General features: G+C 59.1%; 15 protein-coding genes and 2 tRNA genes. 9 read left to right on the forward strand and 8 right to left on the reverse strand.

Annotated elements, in window-relative coordinates:
• Position 1 precedes the first annotated feature (1 nt).
• The 9 genes from IP81_RS01765 (at position 2) to phoB (ending at position 7673) form a co-directional block, all read left to right on the forward strand.
• A tRNA-Glu gene (locus IP81_RS01765) sits at positions 2 to 76 on the forward strand.
• A 55-nt stretch (positions 77 to 131) separates the two neighbouring features.
• Positions 132 to 206: transfer RNA gene (locus IP81_RS01770), tRNA-Glu, on the forward strand.
• 153 nt (positions 207 to 359) lie between these two features.
• Positions 360 to 1568, forward strand: a complete 1209-nt coding sequence (locus tag IP81_RS01775; protein ID WP_054106268.1) for a cell wall metabolism sensor histidine kinase WalK — start codon at positions 360 to 362, stop codon at positions 1566 to 1568.
• Positions 1569 to 1630: 62 nt separating this feature from the next.
• Positions 1631 to 2671, forward strand: a complete 1041-nt coding sequence (locus tag IP81_RS01780; protein WP_054106462.1) for a substrate-binding domain-containing protein — start codon at positions 1631 to 1633, stop codon at positions 2669 to 2671.
• A 16-nt stretch (positions 2672 to 2687) separates the two neighbouring features.
• Entirely contained in the window at positions 2688 to 4070 is a 1383-nt protein-coding gene (gene pstC, locus IP81_RS01785) for a phosphate ABC transporter permease subunit PstC (protein ID WP_054106269.1), read from the forward strand.
• 10 nt (positions 4071 to 4080) lie between these two features.
• A complete protein-coding gene (gene pstA / locus IP81_RS01790) occupies positions 4081 to 5349 on the forward strand; it encodes a phosphate ABC transporter permease PstA (RefSeq protein ID WP_054106270.1) in 1269 nt (422 codons plus the stop codon).
• Positions 5350 to 5431: 82 nt separating this feature from the next.
• The gene (gene pstB / locus IP81_RS01795) at positions 5432 to 6178 is read left to right on the forward strand and encodes a phosphate ABC transporter ATP-binding protein PstB (RefSeq protein ID WP_304437622.1); all 747 of its coding nucleotides are present in this window, start codon (positions 5432 to 5434) and stop codon (positions 6176 to 6178) included.
• Positions 6179 to 6201: 23 nt separating this feature from the next.
• Positions 6202 to 6885 carry a phosphate signaling complex protein PhoU gene (gene phoU, locus IP81_RS01800; protein ID WP_054106271.1) on the forward strand — a complete coding sequence of 228 codons (684 nt, stop codon included), beginning with the start codon at positions 6202 to 6204 and terminating at the stop codon, positions 6883 to 6885.
• Positions 6886 to 6983: 98 nt separating this feature from the next.
• Positions 6984 to 7673 carry a phosphate regulon transcriptional regulator PhoB gene (gene phoB, locus IP81_RS01805; protein WP_054106464.1) on the forward strand — a complete coding sequence of 230 codons (690 nt, stop codon included), beginning with the start codon at positions 6984 to 6986 and terminating at the stop codon, positions 7671 to 7673.
• Here phoB and IP81_RS01810 read toward each other — a convergent pair.
• Genes IP81_RS01810 through nuoL form a run of 8 tightly spaced genes read right to left on the reverse strand, consistent with a single transcriptional unit; the run spans position 7670 to position 17656 of the window.
• Entirely contained in the window at positions 7670 to 9148 is a 1479-nt protein-coding gene (locus IP81_RS01810) for a mannosyltransferase (protein ID WP_197274487.1), read from the reverse strand. The two genes, phoB and IP81_RS01810, sit on opposite strands and share 4 nt — an antisense overlap.
• 14 nt (positions 9149 to 9162) lie before the next feature.
• Positions 9163 to 9435: a DUF1467 family protein gene (locus IP81_RS01815; RefSeq protein WP_054106273.1), complete on the reverse strand. Its 273-nt coding sequence runs from the start codon at positions 9433 to 9435 to the stop codon at positions 9163 to 9165.
• 5 nt (positions 9436 to 9440) lie between these two features.
• On the reverse strand, positions 9441 to 11036 hold the full coding sequence (locus tag IP81_RS01820; RefSeq protein ID WP_054106465.1) for a ribonuclease J: 1596 nt from the start codon (positions 11034 to 11036) through the stop codon (positions 9441 to 9443).
• A 53-nt stretch (positions 11037 to 11089) separates the two neighbouring features.
• Positions 11090 to 11887, reverse strand: coding sequence for a type III pantothenate kinase (locus IP81_RS01825; RefSeq protein WP_054106274.1), 798 nt, complete (start codon positions 11885 to 11887; stop codon positions 11090 to 11092).
• Positions 11871 to 12602 (reverse strand): biotin--[acetyl-CoA-carboxylase] ligase, encoded by a 732-nt coding sequence (locus IP81_RS01830; protein WP_197274488.1) that lies wholly within the window; start codon positions 12600 to 12602, stop codon positions 11871 to 11873. Before IP81_RS01830 ends, IP81_RS01825 begins: the two co-directional genes overlap by 17 nt.
• 13 nt (positions 12603 to 12615) lie before the next feature.
• On the reverse strand, positions 12616 to 14079 hold the full coding sequence (gene nuoN, locus IP81_RS01835) for an NADH-quinone oxidoreductase subunit NuoN (RefSeq protein ID WP_054106276.1): 1464 nt from the start codon (positions 14077 to 14079) through the stop codon (positions 12616 to 12618).
• A complete protein-coding gene (locus IP81_RS01840; protein WP_054106277.1) occupies positions 14079 to 15614 on the reverse strand; it encodes an NADH-quinone oxidoreductase subunit M in 1536 nt (511 codons plus the stop codon). The genes nuoN and IP81_RS01840 overlap by 1 nt, the downstream gene beginning before the upstream one ends.
• Positions 15611 to 17656 (reverse strand): NADH-quinone oxidoreductase subunit L, encoded by a 2046-nt coding sequence (nuoL, locus tag IP81_RS01845; RefSeq protein ID WP_054106278.1) that lies wholly within the window; start codon positions 17654 to 17656, stop codon positions 15611 to 15613. Before nuoL ends, IP81_RS01840 begins: the two co-directional genes overlap by 4 nt.
• Positions 17657 to 17663 lie beyond the last annotated feature (7 nt).

The following is a 17663-nucleotide window of genomic DNA, read 5'->3' on the forward strand; positions in this document are numbered from 1 at the left end:
TGGCCCCTTCGTCTAGCGGTTAGGACGCGGCCCTTTCACGGCTGAAACACGGGTTCGATTCCCGTAGGGGTCACCATTCATCCTGCAAACGCAGAATGGTACAAGCAGCGCATGCCATGGGTTTTCCCAATGGCCCCTTCGTCTAGCGGTTAGGACGCGGCCCTTTCACGGCTGAAACACGGGTTCGATTCCCGTAGGGGTCACCAAGCGCTTTTCGCAACTTCTGCACAAGGCTTGTTTTTGACAGCGGCGTACTGCGCTTGCACTTGTCGATACCGCTAGCCTATCTCGACCTTGACGACGCCCGCTGAACCGGTTGGCGATTCGCATATTGCGGGCAAACTAAACGGCGTGATTCAATGACTGGTTTGTCGTTGCCCATTCCCAGCATCGTTGTTGCGCTGTGCGCGGCGGTAGTGATGTATTTTGCAGGTGCCGGGCTCTGGCTTTCACTTTCCATTCTGCTGGTCTGGCTAGCCACACTATGGCTGGCCCGCCCTGAGCCTACCGTCGAAACGCTAGCCCGCGATGATGGCAGCGTTTCGCGGCAAACCATGATAGAACTGGTGGAGCCGTTCGGCCTTCCGGTGCTGATGCTGGATGGGCAGCGCATCGCCGCAGCCAATGCCGCCGCACGCGAAGAACTCGGCACGCACCTTGTTGGACAGGACGCGCGCGTCGCCCTGCGCCATCCCGAAGCGATCCGCTTGCTCGCCAAGCCGGAAGGTCGCGCGCTAGTGCGCGGACTCACCGGCGCTCGCAGCATCTGGCAAGTCAGCCGCGTCCCGATTGATGAACGCTATTCGTTGATCGAAATGGTCAACCGCACAGCCGAAGCCGATATCAGCCGCGCACATACAGACTTTGTTGCCAATGCCAGCCACGAACTGCGCACGCCGCTCGCGTCTATCATCGGGTATGTTGAAACCCTTGCCGATCCTGATGCCAAAGTCGATGAGCCCACCGCTGCCCGTTTCCATGCAACGGTTTTGCGGGAATCGCGACGGTTGCAAAGCCTTGTCGAAGATCTCATGTCTCTCTCGCGGATTGAAGCCGAAAAGCATGAAGTTCCGCGTGACCGCATTGATCTTGGCCAACTGGTAGGCAGCATTGGTAGCGAAGTGGCGATGACATCCGGCGACGAGCGGATAGAAATCGATACCACAGAAGCCGTCGTGGGCGGAGACCGTCAGCAGCTTGACCAGCTCGTCCGTAATCTCATCGACAATGCTTTCAAATATGGCGACCAAACGGCTCCTGTAAAAGTAAAGCTCTCCACCGGCGCAGGCGAAGCGCATTTGACGGTGACGGACAAAGGCGAAGGTATCCATCCCGATCACCTGCCCTATCTCACCCGCCGGTTCTATCGCACCGATCCGGGCCGCAGCCGCACAGCCGGTGGCACCGGACTTGGCCTTGCCATCGTGAAGCATATTGTTGAACGTCACCGTGGAAAACTCGATATCGCCAGCACTCTCGGCGTAGGCACCACTGTTTCGGTCCGCATTCCTCTGGCAGCGCCAATTGTCGCAACGAGCGCTTCACCTGCCGCCGGATCATTGTCATAACGCTGTCACGAAACCGTCGCATTGGCCACAAAGCCAATAGGGATAGGGTCTTAAACATGTTGATGATTCGTAACATTTCGCTCTCCGTCGCTGCGCTTGGCGCGCTTTCGCTTGCCGGTTGCGGATCGCAGGATGGCGGCACGCGCGATCAGGTCCGCGCTGTTGGTTCATCCACTGTTTATCCTTTCGCCAAAGCGGTTGCTGAATCGCTGGCCAAATCCGACGCCTCGCTCAAATCGCCGATTATCGAATCGACCGGCACGGGCGCTGGCATGAAACTGTTTTGTGCAGGGGTCGGCGCACAATCGCCCGACATCGAAAACGCATCGCGCCGTATGAAGAAATCAGAATTCGAAGATTGCCAAAAGAACGGCGTCAAGGAAATCGTCGAAATCCAGGTTGGCCTTGATGGCGTCGCCTTCGCCGAAGCCGAAAACGGCCCCGGAATCGCGCTTACGCCTGAAGACGTTTACAAAGCGCTGGCCAAGAATCCTTACGGCAAGCCGCAAGCTGCCAAGACATGGAAAGACGTCAACCCGTCACTTCCCGCTCTCCCGATTCTGGTTTACGGCCCGCCATCAACTTCGGGCACCCGCGATGCACTCAAGGAACTGATTCTTGCCAAGGGTTGTGACGAGAGCGCCGAAATGAAGGCGCTCAAGGAAACCAACAAAGATTCGCACGAAAAGATATGTACCGAAGTGCGTGATGATGGCGCTTATGTCGATGCGGGCGAAAACGACAATCTGATCGTCCAGAAGATCGAAGCCAATCCCAAAGCTATCGGCATCTTCGGTTTTTCCTATCTTGAGGAAAATACTGGTCGAATCAAAGGCCTGGCCATGAAGGGTGTTGCGCCAACTTACGCCTCGATCTCGGACTTCAGCTATCCCGGTGCGCGCCCGCTCTACATTTATGTGAAGAAGGCTCACCTCAAAGCAATTCCCGGACTTCAGGCATTTGTCACAGAATGGTCAAAGCTTTGGGGCAAGGATGGCGCACTTGCAAAGCTTGGCATGGTCGTCGCACCTGACGATGTGCTTGCCGCAAGCGCAAAGGCTGTTAACGACCTTCCGGTTCTTGACGGTTCGCAGTTGAAGTAAGGGAATTTCGGGGGTTATGTCGTCTGCCATCCTGTTATTGCTCGCCTTTGGGCTGGGCCTGTTTGGTTGGCTGGCGGCACGGTCCCGTGCCTGGGCCTTCCGGCGATCCGCGCCGGGGGTCCGCCTGCATTCATTGCCCAATTTCCATGGCTGGTACGTCGCCCTTTGGGTGGCTGTACCGGCCGTATTGTTTGCAGGCCTGTGGAATGTAATCAGCCCAATGCTGATTACGGCGCAAGTGCTGGCCGATCCGGCTGCTTCCTTGCTCCCCACGTTCGGCTTTGAGCGGCAGACGCTTCTGGCCGAAGCACGTTCGGTCGCCGAAGGGCGCGCTTTCGGCGTGTTCAACGATGATGCGCAAGCTTTGATCGAACCATTCCGCACCGCGATCCAGTTTTATGGTTCGATCGGACTGGTCGTCACGCTGATCGTCGCATTTGCGGGCGGCGCGTTTGCGTTCACCCGGCTCAAGCCCGATTTCACCGCGCGGACGCGGGTAGAACGTGCGGTCATGGCGGCATTGCTTATCGCCTCGCTGGTCGCTGTGCTCACCACAATTGGCATCATCGCCAGCCTCGTTTTTGAAACCGTCCGCTTCTTCGGCATGGTTTCACCGCTCGACTTCCTGTTCGGTACCCATTGGTCGCCCGATCCGATGAGCGGCGGCGCACCTGATGGCAAAGATTATGGCGCGATCCCTTTGTTCTGGGGCACGATCTATATTGGTGCAATCATCGCCATGATCGTCGCAATCCCGCTCGGATTGATGAGCGCGATCTTCCTGACGCAATATGCCAGCAGCGGCGTGCGTAAGGTAATGAAGCCGCTGCTCGAAATTCTCGCTGGCGTGCCCACCGTTGTTTACGGCTATTTCGCCGCGCTTACCGTCGCGCCGATGGTGCGCGATGTGGCACAAGCCATCGGCATATCCAGCGCGTCGACAGAAAGCGCGGTTGCCGCGGGCCTTGTTATGGGCGTGATGATCATCCCGTTCGTGTCCTCGATGGCCGATGATAGCATTGCCGCCGTGCCCCAAGCCATGCGCGATGGCAGTCTGGCGATGGGCGCAACCACCGCAGAAACCATCCGCAAAGTGCTGGTTCCTGCCGCCCTGCCCGGTATCGTCGCAGGTGTCATGCTGGCGATCAGCCGCGCGATTGGCGAGACGATGATCGTCGTCATGGCCGCCGGTGCTTCTGCCAATCTCACAGCCAACCCGTTTGAAAGCATGACCACGGTCACTTTCCAGATCGTCGCCATGCTGACCGGTGAAGGCAGCTTCGATCATCCCGCAACGCTATCGGCGTTTGCGCTGGGCATGGTCCTCTTCCTTGTCACATTGGCCTTGAACTTCATCGCTCTGCGCGTGGTCAAGCGCTACCGCGAAGCTTATGAGTGAGGCCCCGTCGATGAGCGCCGCTTCCGAAACCGATCCTGCTGCTGTGCAGGCCCGCCGTCAGGCTATGATGGCGCGCGGACTTGCGCGCCGTAAAACCGCAGACCGTAACTTCCGCCTGCTCGGCTTCGTCGCCGTTGCCTTCTCGGGCCTGATGCTGCTTTTACTGCTCATCAATATGACGTCTGCCGGCATTGGCGGGTTTCAGCGCAGCGAATTGCGCTTCGAGATCCCCCTCGCTGGCGCCATGCAAATTGATGCCGAGCGTCTGACCCAGCCCGATCCTTTGGGCGGCCTCGAACTGGTCGGCCTGCCCAAAGTTGTCGAAAACGCTGCTGTCAAAGCGTTTGGACCGGATGCCGGAGATATGCTGGCTGAAGGCGCCTGGCGCGAAGTGGCCGACATGCTGATTGAAGACCCTTCGCGGCTGAGCAACACGTTGAAAGTTTCGCTTCCCGCAAGCGACGCTCTGGCATCTGCCCAGCGCGGCGAACGCGATCCAGCGATGCAAGTGGTTGCGCGCAAGCTTGTTTCCGAAGGCAAGCTTGTCCGCGCGTTCGATAAAGGCTTCCTTAGCCGGTCAGACGCCACCAGCCCGCAATCGGTCGGCATCTGGGGTGCGCTTAAAGGATCAATGCTGACGATGTTCGTCACGCTGATCCTCGCTTTCCCCGTTGGCGTGCTATCGGCTCTCTATCTTGAAGAATATGCGCCGAAGAACCGCTGGACCGAAATGATCGAGATCTCGATCAACAATCTGGCGGCGGTTCCATCGATCATCTTCGGTCTGCTCGGCCTTGCCGTATTCCTCGTGATTTTCCCGAACTTGCGCTCTGCCCCGCTGATCGGCGGCATGACGCTGGCGTTGATGACCATGCCGGTCATCGTGATCTCGGGCCGCAATGCGATCAAGGCCGTGCCGCCTTCGATCCGCGATGCCGCGCTGGCGATTGGCGCGAGCAAGGTGCAAGTCGTATTCAATCACGTCCTGCCACTCGCCCTACCCGGTATCCTCACCGGCACGATCATTGGCATGGCCCGCGCGCTTGGCGAAACCGCGCCACTGCTGATGATCGGCATGCGCGCATTCGTCGCCACGGCTCCATCAGGCTTTACCTCGCCGTCAAGCGTGCTGCCGGTGCAAATCTTCCTTTGGTCAGACGAGATCGACCGCGGCTTTGTCGAGCGCACCAGCGCTGCCATTGTCGTCCTGCTCGTCTTCCTGCTCATGATGAACGGTCTTGCGATCTACATGCGCAACCGCTTCGAAAAACGGTGGTAAAATGAACACTGAAGCGACCCAGTCTGTGGTTCACACCGAAGTAAAGGCGGATGATACGCCCTACTTTGACGCGCCTTTGAAGATGAGCGCGAAAAACGTCTCGGTGTTCTATGGCGACAAACGCGCGATTGATGACGTCTCGATCGACATCCCGCAGCGTTATGTCACGGCCTTCATCGGGCCGTCGGGCTGCGGCAAATCGACGTTCCTGCGCTCGCTCAATCGCATGAACGACACCATCGCGAACGCGCGCGTCGAAGGCGAGATCACGCTCGACGGCGCTGATATCTATCGTTCGGGAATGGACGTGGTGCAGTTGCGCGCCCGCGTGGGCATGGTGTTTCAAAAGCCCAACCCGTTCCCCAAATCGATTTACGAAAACATCGCTTATGGGCCGCGCATCCACGGGATCACCGGCTCCAAGACGGAACTCGATGAAATCGTCGAACAGTCCTTGCGCCGTGCGGGCCTGTGGGATGAAGTCAAAGACCGCCTGAATGATAGCGGCACCGCGCTTTCGGGCGGCCAACAGCAGCGCCTGTGCATTGCGCGTGCCATTGCAGTTGATCCCGAAGTCATCCTGATGGACGAGCCATGCTCAGCGCTTGATCCGATTGCAACGGCACGCATCGAGGAACTGATTGACGAGTTGCGCGGGCGTTACGCCATCGTCATCGTCACCCACTCGATGCAGCAGGCAGCGCGTGTTTCACAAAGAACGGCGTTCTTCCATCTCGGAAAGGTTGTGGAATACGGCAAAACTTCCGATATCTTCACCAATCCGCGTGAAGAACGTACCAAGGACTACATCACTGGACGCTACGGTTGAGCGGCAGGGACGAGGATTGAAACGTGGCTGAACATACCGTCAAGGCATTCGACGACGACATCACCCGGCTGCGCGGCCTTGTTGCCGAAATGGGCGGCCTGGCCGAACTTTCGGTGTCCGAGGCTATGGATGCCCTTATTCGTGCAGACCACGAATTGGCCGCGGGCGTCATCGCGCGCGACAAGCGCATCGACCAGCTTGAAGCCGAAGTCGATAAACTCGCCATCCGCGTGCTCGCCTTGCGCGCACCGATGGCTGACGATCTGCGCGAAGTTGTCGCTGCGCTCAAGATTGCAGGCGTGATCGAACGCATCGGTGATTACGCCAAGAACATCGCCAAGCGCGTAGGCATCATCGAAGGCCGTCGCCGATTTGAACCGCTGACGCTGATCCCAGCCATGAACGATCTCGCGGCCGAAATGGTCCACGATGTGTTGACCGCATTTGCCGCGCGCGATCCTGTCGCCGCCACTGAAATCGTTCAGCGCGACGCCAAAGTCGATGCGTTCTACGATTCGATCTTCCGCAACCTGATCTCGTTCATGGTCGAAGATCCCGCGACGATCAGCACAGCGGCACAGCTCCTGTTCGTCGCGCGCAATATCGAACGGATCGGCGATCACGCAACGAACATTGCTGAAATGGTCTATTACGCGGCCACCGGCGCAAAACTGCCAGAGCGTGAAGAGGTTATTCCGCCGGCCTGATGATTGTTTTTCGCTTGCCCGAATTACCATGCAAGAGTTTTGTCATACTGAGGTAACATCCGTCGTGCTTCAGCAAACTGACTGTCATGGAGGTTTGCGTGCCTGCTCCGAAACTGCTTCTGGTTGAAGACGATACGGCCCTTGCCGAGCTGGTTGAATACCGCTTTCGCGGTGAGGGCTACGACGTTCGCACAACCGATGATGGCGATGAAGCCTTGCTGCTCGCCGCTGAAGACGCACCCGATCTTGTCCTGCTGGACTGGATGATCGGCGGCACCAGCGGCATCGAAGTTTGCCGACGCCTGCGCCGCAACAAAGAAACCGCACACGTCCCCATCATCATGCTCACCGCACGATCTGATGAAGATGACCGTATTCGCGGGCTCGAAATCGGCGCGGATGATTATGTGACCAAGCCGTTCTCCCCGCGCGAACTGATCGCCCGGGTAGGCGCTGTCCTGCGCCGTGTGCGTCCTGCACTGGCTGGCGAGACAATCACGGTCGGCGATCTGGCGCTCGATCCCACCGCGCACCGCGTCATGCGGCGCGGCACGCCGATGAAAGTCGGCCCCACCGAGTTCCGCTTGCTGCGCCACTTTATGGAGCATCCGGGCCGGGTATTCTCGCGCGGGCAATTGCTTGATGCGGTATGGGGCAGCGGCAGCGACATCGAGTTACGCACGGTCGATGTACACATCCGCCGACTGCGCCAGGCTGTCGCCATTCCTGGTGCGGCTGATCCTGTCCGGACAGTACGTTCCGCTGGTTATGCGCTCGAAGGCGTCTAACGGTCCATCCGTTTGAGCGCGGTGTTGTATTCCAGCATACCGGGACGTTCACTACACGGCCCGGGCCTTGCCATCACGCAGTAATGCTCTTCGAACAGCGGCTTTTCCCGCGTCATGCAGCCTTTGAAGCGAAAGTCGCTCGGCAATTCGGACAGGTGCTCTGCCGGTGTGATCACCACGTTGTAGCGCTGTGTCGTAACGCGCATCGCTGCTTCTGAACTGATCAACATGACCGGCACCTCACGATTCAGCATCGCGCGGGAGACGAACGGCACATCGCGAATCCGGTATGTCGCAAGGCCACACAGCCCCGGTTGCGCACGAACCGTCCGAAAGGCGCGCAGCGGTGCCTGGCCAACGGTCCAGTTGATGCGGAACGGCTCAACAAGTGCTACTTGCACAGAGGCCACCAGCCATAGCGAAAGGATCATGGCGAGGGCTTTAGTTGATGAAACACATGCGCGGCGGGCCATCCACCATTTCAACAAATCGACCGAACCAATCGCCGCGAGCAGCACCAGCAAGGAGACGCCCAGCAGGATGAAGCGGTACTCCTTGTGCCCGATGGCAGAGTGTACCGCAATCACCGCCAGAGCGGTCAGCAGCAGCATCGGATAGCGCCGATACCCAAAAAATATACATGGAATCAATACAATAGCGATAAATTGCCACTGCCAAGCCAAGACACGCACGTACCAGTCGGGCGTTTCCACCCCGAAGGCCAAGCTGCGGTTTTCCACCACGTTGGCCAGCACATTGCGCACGATCCACAGCAGCGGTGGCTGGCCCATCGCGGCATTGGCCAAAATATCGCACAGCACCGCCAGCGATGCGCCGCCGAGCAGCGCAGGCCATGCCTTGCGGAAATCGCCCCGCCCTGCCCACAGGAACGGAATGGCGAGCGCCGGCCCTAGCGGGAACCGCGCAATGAAACCGAGGCCGAGCAGGAACCCCGCTCCCCACGCCAAGCGCGCAAGACCGCTATCGCGAAAGCGGGTGAGCAGCGCCAAACCCGGCAACACTGCCAGCACCGAAAGAGTATCACTTGATGTGCGCGAGGCGAAATAGGCAAAGTCTATCCACACCGCAGCCACAAAACCGGCTACAATCGCGTGGGTCCGGCTGATGCGCAGCCCCAGCGCCCACCCCGCCCATACCGATCCGAGCGAGGCGAGAGCCATAGCCAGACGCGGCAGAATCAAATGCAACTCACCCGCAGGATCAAGCGCATGGCCAATCCAGACGGGCGGCAAAAGGAGCAGCGGGATCAACCAGCTACGGATGCCAAGCCGGATATCCCACGTCTTGATCCAGTCTCCCGTGATCAGGCCATAGGCAGGTTCGACATACTGCCAGACTTCGTCTGCATGGTGATAGACAGTGAGCAAGGCGATGGGCACGCGCAATGCAAAAGCCAGCACCAGAAGCGCCAGCAAGGCCGGATCAAGCCGCAAGCGTCGAGCCCAATCGCGCACCCCCCGCGCGCCCGTCAGTGACCGATGTAGGTGGTCACGTCGAGATCGGCGACGGTGATCCATTCGTTGAAATAATTGGCATAAAAGAACGCAAACATCGCCGTTGCAAGAATCGTTGTGCGGATCACCAGCTTGCGCGCCGAGAAGTTGGCAGGCGCACTTTCGGCTTGTCCTTCAACTTTGACGGTGCCCATCTCATCGCTGGTGCGCACGCCGAACGGCAAAACAATAAAGCCCGCCATCACCCAGAAAAGGCCATAAATCGCAAGGATCGAAGTCCACTTCATTTGCCTCAGCCTTCACGCAACAAGACTTGGACGACAGGCTTCTTGCCAGACCAGCGCTGCCCACAGCGCCGCACCGCAAGTCGTACTGCTTCTGCTACAGCCGCGCGATCACGCTTGCGATCACCGCGCAGTTTCTTCACCGCGTCGGCGGCTTCAACTTTGGCATCAGCGACAAAGGCTTCCATGTCTTCATCGAGCGGTATGCCCATCGAACCGATATCGATATCGGACACCAATTGGCCATCGCTGCGCACGGCCAAAGCCACGCTGATCAAACCGTTCTCGGAAATCTTGCGGCGCGCGATGATCGCCTCGCCATTGGCGGGTGCGATAATGTCCCCATCAAGGATCAGCCGACCGGCGCGTTCTTCGGACAGCTTCTTCGGCCCATCGGGCGCAAGGCGGATCAGATCGCCATTCTTCTGGACAATCGCCTTGGGAATGCCTTCATCCAACCCCAATTGCGCCTGCTCTGCCATGTGGCGAATTTCGCCATGCACTGGAACCAGAATCTCCGGCCGAATCCAATCGTATAGCGCGACAAGTTCAGGCCGTCCGGGATGGCCTGAGACGTGAATCATCGATTGGCGATCCGTCACAATCCGGATACCCTTATCAGCCAACGAATTTTGAATGCGGCCAATCGCCAGTTCATTACCGGGGATTTGGCGGCTGGAAAACAACACAACATCGCCCTTTTCAAGACGGATCGGATGCTGTTCAGACGCGATCCTTCCCAGCGCTGCACGGGCCTCGCCCTGCCCGCCTGTAGCCAAAACCAGCAATTCACCGCGCGGCACGTCCATCGCATCTTCGATATGAACAAGGTCGGGCAAGTCTTTGAGATAGCCGCACGATTTGGCCACACGGATGATCCGGTCAAGCGAACGCCCGGCCACGCATAGCCGCCGCCCCGTCGCCTCGGCCACTTCGCCCAAAGTCTGAAGGCGCGCCACGTTGGACGCAAAGGTGGTGACGACGACGCGCCGTCCCTTTTGCGCGGCGACGGCTTCCATCAACCCGGCGCGCACTTCACCTTCAGACCCGGAAGCCTTGGGATTGAACACGTTGGTTGAATCGCAAACCAGCGCCAGCACACCCTCATCGCCGATTGCGGTGAGTTCTTCTTCGGTGGCAGGCGTGCCGATGCGCGGCTCGTCGTCGAGTTTCCAATCACCGGTGTGGAAGATATTGCCGTGCGGCGTATCGATCAGCAGCGCGTTGCCCTCGGCAATCGAGTGCGCGAGCGGCACATAACGGATGCCAAACGGGCCAAGCTCGAACCGGTCAAGGTGATCGATGACGTTAAGCTCGACCTCTTTCTCGATGCCTGCCTCAACCAGCTTTTCGTGCACCAGCTTCGCGGTGAACGGTGTGGCATAGAGCGGCACGCCAAGGTCTTGCGCGAAATAGGGCACCGCACCGATGTGATCTTCGTGCGCATGCGTGAGCACGACACCAATCAGATCGTCGAGCCGGTCTTCGATGAATTCAAGATCGGCAAAGACCAGATCGATCCCCGGATAGTGCGGATCGGCAAAGGTCATGCCCAGATCGACCATCAACCATTTGCCATCACAGCAATAAAGGTTGACGTTCATTCCAATTTCGCCCGACCCACCAAGGGCGATAAACAACAATTCCTTGGGTGATTTCACTGCGTAAAGCCTTGGTTGAGCGCGACCCGCTCGGCCAGAATGGCAAGGCCATCCAGCGTCAGGTCGGTATCGACATGATCGAAAATGTCTGTGTGTTCGCCAAATAGCACGGCGAGACCGCCCGTGGCGACAACTTTGGCGGGTCGTCCGATTTCGGCACGCATGCGCGAAATCAGCCCCTCCATCATCGCAACATAGCCCCAGAACACGCCGATGTGCATCTGGTCTTCGGTGTTGCGGCCAATAACGCTCTTGCTGCCCCGTGGCGCTTCAATGGCGATGCGCGGGAGCTTGGCGGCGGCGTTAACGAGCGCATCCAATGACAGGTTGATGCCGGGCGCAATGATGCCGCCCTTATAGGCCCCGTTGAAATCGACCACATCGAACGTGGTTGCCGTGCCGAAATCGACCACGATCAGATCACCAGCATAGCGCGCATGGGCGGCGATCGCATTGACCGCGCGATCCGCCCCCAGCGAACGGGGATCGTCAATGTCAGCTTCAAAGCCCCATTCAACAGGCGGCTGCCCTGCGACAAGCGGTTCGATGCCGAAGTACTTTTGCGAAAGCACCGTCAGGTTGTGCAGCGCACGTGGCACCACAGTTGAAATCAGGATTTGCCGGACCGACTTGTGATCAAACCCTTGCAACTGCATCAATTGCAGCAACCACACGGCGTATTCGTCCGCCGTCCGGCGCGGATCGGTGGCCACGCGCCAGCGCGATTTGATCGCACGGCCCTGAAACAGGGCAAAGACGATATTGGTATTGCCGACGTCAACCGCCAGAAGCATGGGAACCCACCATTTCTATGTCACCTGCGTGGATGGCACGGACAGTGCCATTCGCCAAGCGCAGAAGGGCAACGCCGTCGTCATCAATCCCGCCAAACGCACCCATGATCTCGCATTGGTCGCGATCCTTGACCGAAACAAGGGTCCCTGTGGGCATAGCCCGCGCCAGCCACTGCGTGCGCAATACGGCCCACTCGCCCAGATGCCAGCGGATCAGCGCATCGGCGAAGCGTTCGGCAAGGATTGCGGCAAAATCATCGCGGGGGACGGTCATGCCGAACCCGGCCAGGGATGCCGTTGCCCGCCCCGGCACATCGGGAGCTTGCGCCAGATTAACCCCGATGCCGACAACCACGGCATCGCCCTGCCGTTCGAGCAGGATGCCTGCCAATTTGGCATCGCCAACGAGCAAGTCGTTCGGCCATTTCAGTTTCAAACCGGCAAGGCCGCCCGTCGCCTCAACCACGGCCTCATGGACGGCCACGCCCGCGACAAGCGCCAGCGTTTGCGCCAAGGGATCGGACGTGCGCAAGCGCACCACGGTGGACCCCATGAAATTGCCGAAGCCGTCTGACCAGACGCGGCCTGCCCTGCCCCGTCCCGCGCTCTGGCGGTCAGCGACGAGCCACTGGCCTTCGGAAACCGGCTCACCCCGGCCAAGGCGGGCTAAAAGCTCGCCGTTGGTCGATGGAATATCGGCAATGGTTTCAATCAATGCTGGCGGCGTGTCAGTAAGCGAAGAACAGCGCCGCAGCGGCATTCCCCGCCAGCGTATCAAGGCACTTGGTCAGCAAATAGCCGAGCGGCGAATTGACCAGCAGCGCCAGCACAAGAATGACGGTGTGCGACAATTCGCCTGCGCCCTTCACCTTGTCCACCGCCTCGTCAAAATACATGACCTTGACAACTTTGAGGTAGTAGAACGCGCCGATGACCGAGGCGGCAATGCCGATGGCGGCAAGGACGATCAAATCCGCCTGAACCGCAGCCTGGAACACCACGAACTTGCCCCAGAAGCCGAACAGCGGCGGAATACCGGCAAGGCTGAACATCACCATCGCCAGCGACAGCGCAAGCCATGGCCGGGTTTTGGACAGGCCGCCAAAATCCGAAATCGCTTCGACCGCATCGCCATTTTCATCGCGCAACAGCAGGATAACGACAAAGCCTGCAACCGACATCGCGACATAGATCGCAAGATACACAAGCATGGCCGAGGCTCCTGCCTGCGTTGCCGTAGCAAGGCCGATCAGAATGAAGCCGACGTTGTTGATCGACGAATAGGCCATCAGGCGCTTGATGTTGTTCTGACCAATCGCGCCCAATGCACCGATCACAATCGAGAGCAATGAGGCGAAGATCACGACCTGCTGCCATGCAAACACTTGGTTGCCGAAAGCTTCCAATGTGACGCGCATCATAAGGCCAAGCGCGGCGACCTTTGGCGCGGTCGAGAAGAAGGTGGTGACTGGCGTTGGCGCGCCTTCATAGACGTCAGGCGTCCACATGTGGAACGGTGCGGCGCTGATCTTGAAAGCCAAGCCCGCGAGCACGAAGATCACGCCAAACAATGCGCCGGTCGCCATCTCGCCGGTCATCGCATCGTGAATGCCCGCAAAACTGGTCGTGCCCGTGAAACCGTAAAGCAGGCTCATGCCGAACAGCAGGATGCCCGAAGCGAGCGAGCCCAGCACGAAGTACTTGAGGCCGGCTTCTGCCGAGCGTTCATCGACGCGAAGGAACGATGCCAACACGTAAGAGGCAAGGCTGGTCAATTCGAGGCCGATATAGAGCGTCAGCAAATCAGCGGCTGATACCATCATGCCCATGCCGATGGAGGCGAAAATGATCAGCAGCGGAAATTCGGCCCGCATCGCCTTTACGCGATCAAAGAACGCAGGGGCGACCATCAAGGTGACGCCCGCGCTGGCATAGATCAAAAGCTTGCCATAGGCCGCAAAAGCATCGGCGCGGAACTGGCCGCCGAAGGCTTCGGTCTGCGGCCCCATCGCCGCGCCCCAAAGTGCGGGCGCGGCGATGATGGCGCAGACTGTCAACACGGCAACAGCGGCGATGGAGATGGCGCGCGAGGCCTTGTCACCGGCCCAGGCGGCGACCAGCAGCAGGATCAATCCCGATACCGAAAGCAGCGTTTCAGGGGCGACGAGCGCGAGTGAGCGGGCGAAATCCATCAGTGCGCCCCCCCATGGGCGGATTGTTCTTCAGCAGCGGGCTTTCCGGTTCCGGCCTTCACATCGGCATCGCCATGCGGCTTTGCGTGCGCGAGACGGGCGTCAAGCGTTGCGATATCTTTGCGCATCGGCGCAAGGAAACTTTCAGGATAGACGCCCATCCACAGCACGACAGCGGCCAGCGGCACCATCATCGCCCACTCGCGATTGTCGAGATCGAGCATGGCGGCGGCATCGGCGTTCTTCTGCTCACCATAGGCCACACGGCGGTATAGGTAGAGCATGTAGGCCGCGCCAAGGATGATCCCGGTGGTGCAGACCAACGCCACCCAGCTCGACATTTCATAAATGCCCAGCAGCGACAGGAATTCGCCAACGAAACCACTTGTTCCCGGAAGGCCGATGGAGGCCATCGTGAACAGCAGGAAAAAGATGCAATAGCGCGGCATGTTGATCGCAAGTCCGCCATAGCGACTGATCTCGCGTGTGTGCAGACGATCATAGATCACGCCAACGCAAAGGAACAATGCGCCTGCGACCAAGCCGTGGCTGAGCATCACGATCATCGAGCCTTCGAGGCCCTGTACGTTGAACGCGAACAGGCCGACCGTCACAATCGCCATGTGCGCGACCGAGGAATAGGCGATCAGCTTCTTCATATCGCTCTGCACCAGCGCGATCAGCGAGGTGATCACCACTGCGGCCATCGACATGGCGAAGATCAGCGGCGCGAACTGTGCCGAGGCTTCGGGGAACATCGGCAGCGAGAAGCGGATGAAGCCATAGCCCCCCATCTTGAGTAAGACGCCTGCAAGGATCACCGAACCGCCGGTTGGTGCCTGAACGTGGGCATCGGGCAGCCATGTGTGCACCGGCCACATCGGCATCTTCACCGCAAAGCTCGCGAAAAACGCCAGCCACAGCCACGTTTGCGCACCCGCCGGGAAGTTATAGGCCATCAGCGTCGGGATGTCGGTCGTGCCCGCTTCGTTGACCATCCAGAACATCGCGATCAGCATCAGCACCGAGCCAAGCAGCGTGTAGAGGAAGAACTTGTAGCTGGCGTAGATGCGGTCCGCCCCGCCCCACACGCCGATGATCAGGTACATCGGGATGAGGCCGGCTTCGAACATGATGTAGAACAGAAACAAGTCCTGCGCTGCAAACACGCCGATCATCAGCGTTTCCATCAGCAGGAACGCCGCATAATATTCGCCCTGACGTTTGTCGATCGACAGCCAGCTGGCGCCGATGCACACCGGCATCAGGAACACCGTCAGCGCGATCAGCATCAGCGCGATGCCATCAATGCCCAGCTTCCACGAGAAGCCTGCAAATAGCGAAGCGCTTTCGGTGAACTGCCACTGCGCGCCGCCAATATCGTAATTGGCCCACAACACCATGCCGAGCACGAAATCGACCAGTGTAGCGATCAGGGCAATACTGCGCGCCTGCTCGCGCGGTACAACAAGACACGCCACCGCAGCCACCAAAGGCACGAGCAGCATAGCCGAGAGGATCGGAAAACCCATCATTGTGCGATCACCCAGCTGATCGCGCCGACAAGTCCGACGAGCATGACCAGCGCATAGCTATAGAGATACCCCGACTGGAGCTTGGCGGCGGCGCGGCTGCCCTGGGCAACAACCCAGGCCGCACCGTTCGGACCGAACCGATCAATCACGCCCTGATCGATCACCGTCCAGAACTTGCGGCCCAGCCACATCGCCGGAACGACGAAGATCGCGTGATAGAGTTCGTCGAAGTACCACTTGTTGAGCAGGAACTTGTAGAGGAACCCGAACTGGTCAACGAAGGCTGCCGGGAACCTCGTGTTCTTGATATAGGCATACCAGGCTACAGCCAAGCCGGTGGCCATCACCGCGAACGGTGCCCACTTCACCCACAGCGGCACTTCGTGCATCGCGTGAATGGTGTGTTCGGCAAAGACGAGCGAGCCCTTCCAAAAGTGGCCGGTGCCTTCGCTGACGAAGGAATGATGGAACACAAAGCCAGCCAGAACCGCGCCAACCGACAAAACACCAAGCGGGATCAGCATGTTGAGCGGGCTTTCGTGTGGGTGATAGCCCGCTGTACCGTCGCTGTGTTCATCATGATGCGCGTGTGCTTGGGTCTCATGCCCGTGAGCATGATCGTCATGACCGTGATCATCGTGAACCGCGTGCTGGATATGCTCCGACTGTTCCCAGCGTGGTTTGCCGAAGAACGTCAGGAAGATCAGCCGCCACGAATAGAAGCTGGTCAGAAGCGCCGCAAAGATACCGAGGAAGAAGGCAAAATAGCCCAGTTCCGTGCCCTTGGCATAAGCCGCTTCAAGGATCGCGTCCTTCGAATAGAAGCCTGCAAAACCGAACACATCGACAATGCCGACGCCGGTGATGCCGAGCGTGCCCATCATCATCGCCCAATAGGTCAACGGGATACTTTTGCGCAACCCGCCATAGTACCGCATGTCCTGTTCATGGTGCATCGCGTGGATCACTGACCCTGCGCCGAGGAACAGCAGCGCTTTGAAGAAGGCGTGCGTGAACAGGTGGAACATCGACGCGCCATAAGCGCCAACGCCCGCTGCGAAGAACATATAGCCAAGCTGCGAACAGGTCGAATAGGCGATCACGCGCTTGATGTCGGTCTGCGTCGTGCCAACGGTTGCCGCAAAGATGCAGGTCATCGCGCCGATGAAAGTGACCAGCGCCAACGCGGTCGGGCTGACTTCGAACATCGGCGACAGGCGGCACACCATGAACACGCCTGCGGTGACCATCGTTGCCGCATGGATCAGTGCCGAAACCGGGGTCGGGCCTTCCATCGCGTCTGGCAACCAGGTGTGGAGCCCCAACTGTGCCGATTTGCCCATCGCGCCGATGAACAGCAGGATACACAGCACCGTCATCGTATCGAAACGGCCGCCAAGGAACCCGATGGTCGATCCGGCCATGCCGGGCGCGGCTGCAAGGATTTCGGGGATTGAAACGGTGCCGAACACAAGGAACGTGCCGAAAATGCCCATCATGAAGCCAAGGTCGCCCACGCGGTTGACCACAAAGGCCTTCATCGCGGCGGCATTGGCCGACGGTTTCTTGAACCAGAAACCGATCAGCAGGTACGAGGCAAGGCCCACACCTTCCCAACCGAAGAACATCTGCACGAGGTTGTCCGCCGTCACCAGCATCAACATCGCGAAGGTAAACAGCGAGAGGTAGGCAAAGAAGCGCGGCTGATCGGGCTCCTCGCTCATGTACCCCCATGAGTACAGGTGGACGAGCGCCGAGACGCTGGTGATAACCACCAGCATGACAGCGGTCAGTGTATCGACGCGGAGCGCCCATGCGAAATCGAGATTGCCCGACTTCACCCAGCTTAACACCGGCGTAACGCTAGCCTCGGCATGGCCGCCAAGGAAGCCGATGAAGATCGGCCACGACAGCGCGCACGAGATGAACAGCGCGCCGGTCGTGATGACCTTGGCGGGCACCATGCCCAGTTGCTTGTTGCCAAGCCCTGCGATGATCGCTGCCAGCAGCGGCAGGAAAACTATGATCAGGATGGCGTTCACCGCACAC

This window comes from Novosphingobium sp. AAP83 (genome assembly GCF_001295795.1).
Taxonomy (GTDB): Bacteria; Pseudomonadota; Alphaproteobacteria; order Sphingomonadales; family Sphingomonadaceae; genus Novosphingobium.

Bases quoted from the DNA above. Each gene is read 5' to 3' on its own strand.
- pstA (WP_054106270.1), top strand. From the start codon at position 4,081: ATGAGCGCCGCTTCCGAAACCGATCCTGCTGCTGTGCAGGCCCGCCGT.
- IP81_RS01780 (WP_054106462.1), top strand. From the start codon at position 1,631: ATGATTCGTAACATTTCGCTCTCCGTCGCTGCGCTTGGCGCGCTTTCG.
- pstB (WP_304437622.1), top strand. From the start codon at position 5,432: ATGAGCGCGAAAAACGTCTCGGTGTTCTATGGCGACAAACGCGCGATT.
- IP81_RS01840 (WP_054106277.1), bottom strand. From the start codon at position 15,614: ATGATGGGTTTTCCGATCCTCTCGGCTATGCTGCTCGTGCCTTTGGTG.
- IP81_RS01815 (WP_054106273.1), bottom strand. From the start codon at position 9,435: ATGAAGTGGACTTCGATCCTTGCGATTTATGGCCTTTTCTGGGTGATG.
- IP81_RS01825 (WP_054106274.1), bottom strand. From the start codon at position 11,887: ATGCTTCTGGCGGTTGACGTCGGCAATACCAATATCGTCTTTGCCCTG.
- pstC (WP_054106269.1), top strand. From the start codon at position 2,688: ATGTCGTCTGCCATCCTGTTATTGCTCGCCTTTGGGCTGGGCCTGTTT.
- nuoN (WP_054106276.1), bottom strand. From the start codon at position 14,079: ATGGATTTCGCCCGCTCACTCGCGCTCGTCGCCCCTGAAACGCTGCTT.
- IP81_RS01775 (WP_054106268.1), top strand. From the start codon at position 360: ATGACTGGTTTGTCGTTGCCCATTCCCAGCATCGTTGTTGCGCTGTGC.
- IP81_RS01820 (WP_054106465.1), bottom strand. From the start codon at position 11,036: ATGAACGTCAACCTTTATTGCTGTGATGGCAAATGGTTGATGGTCGAT.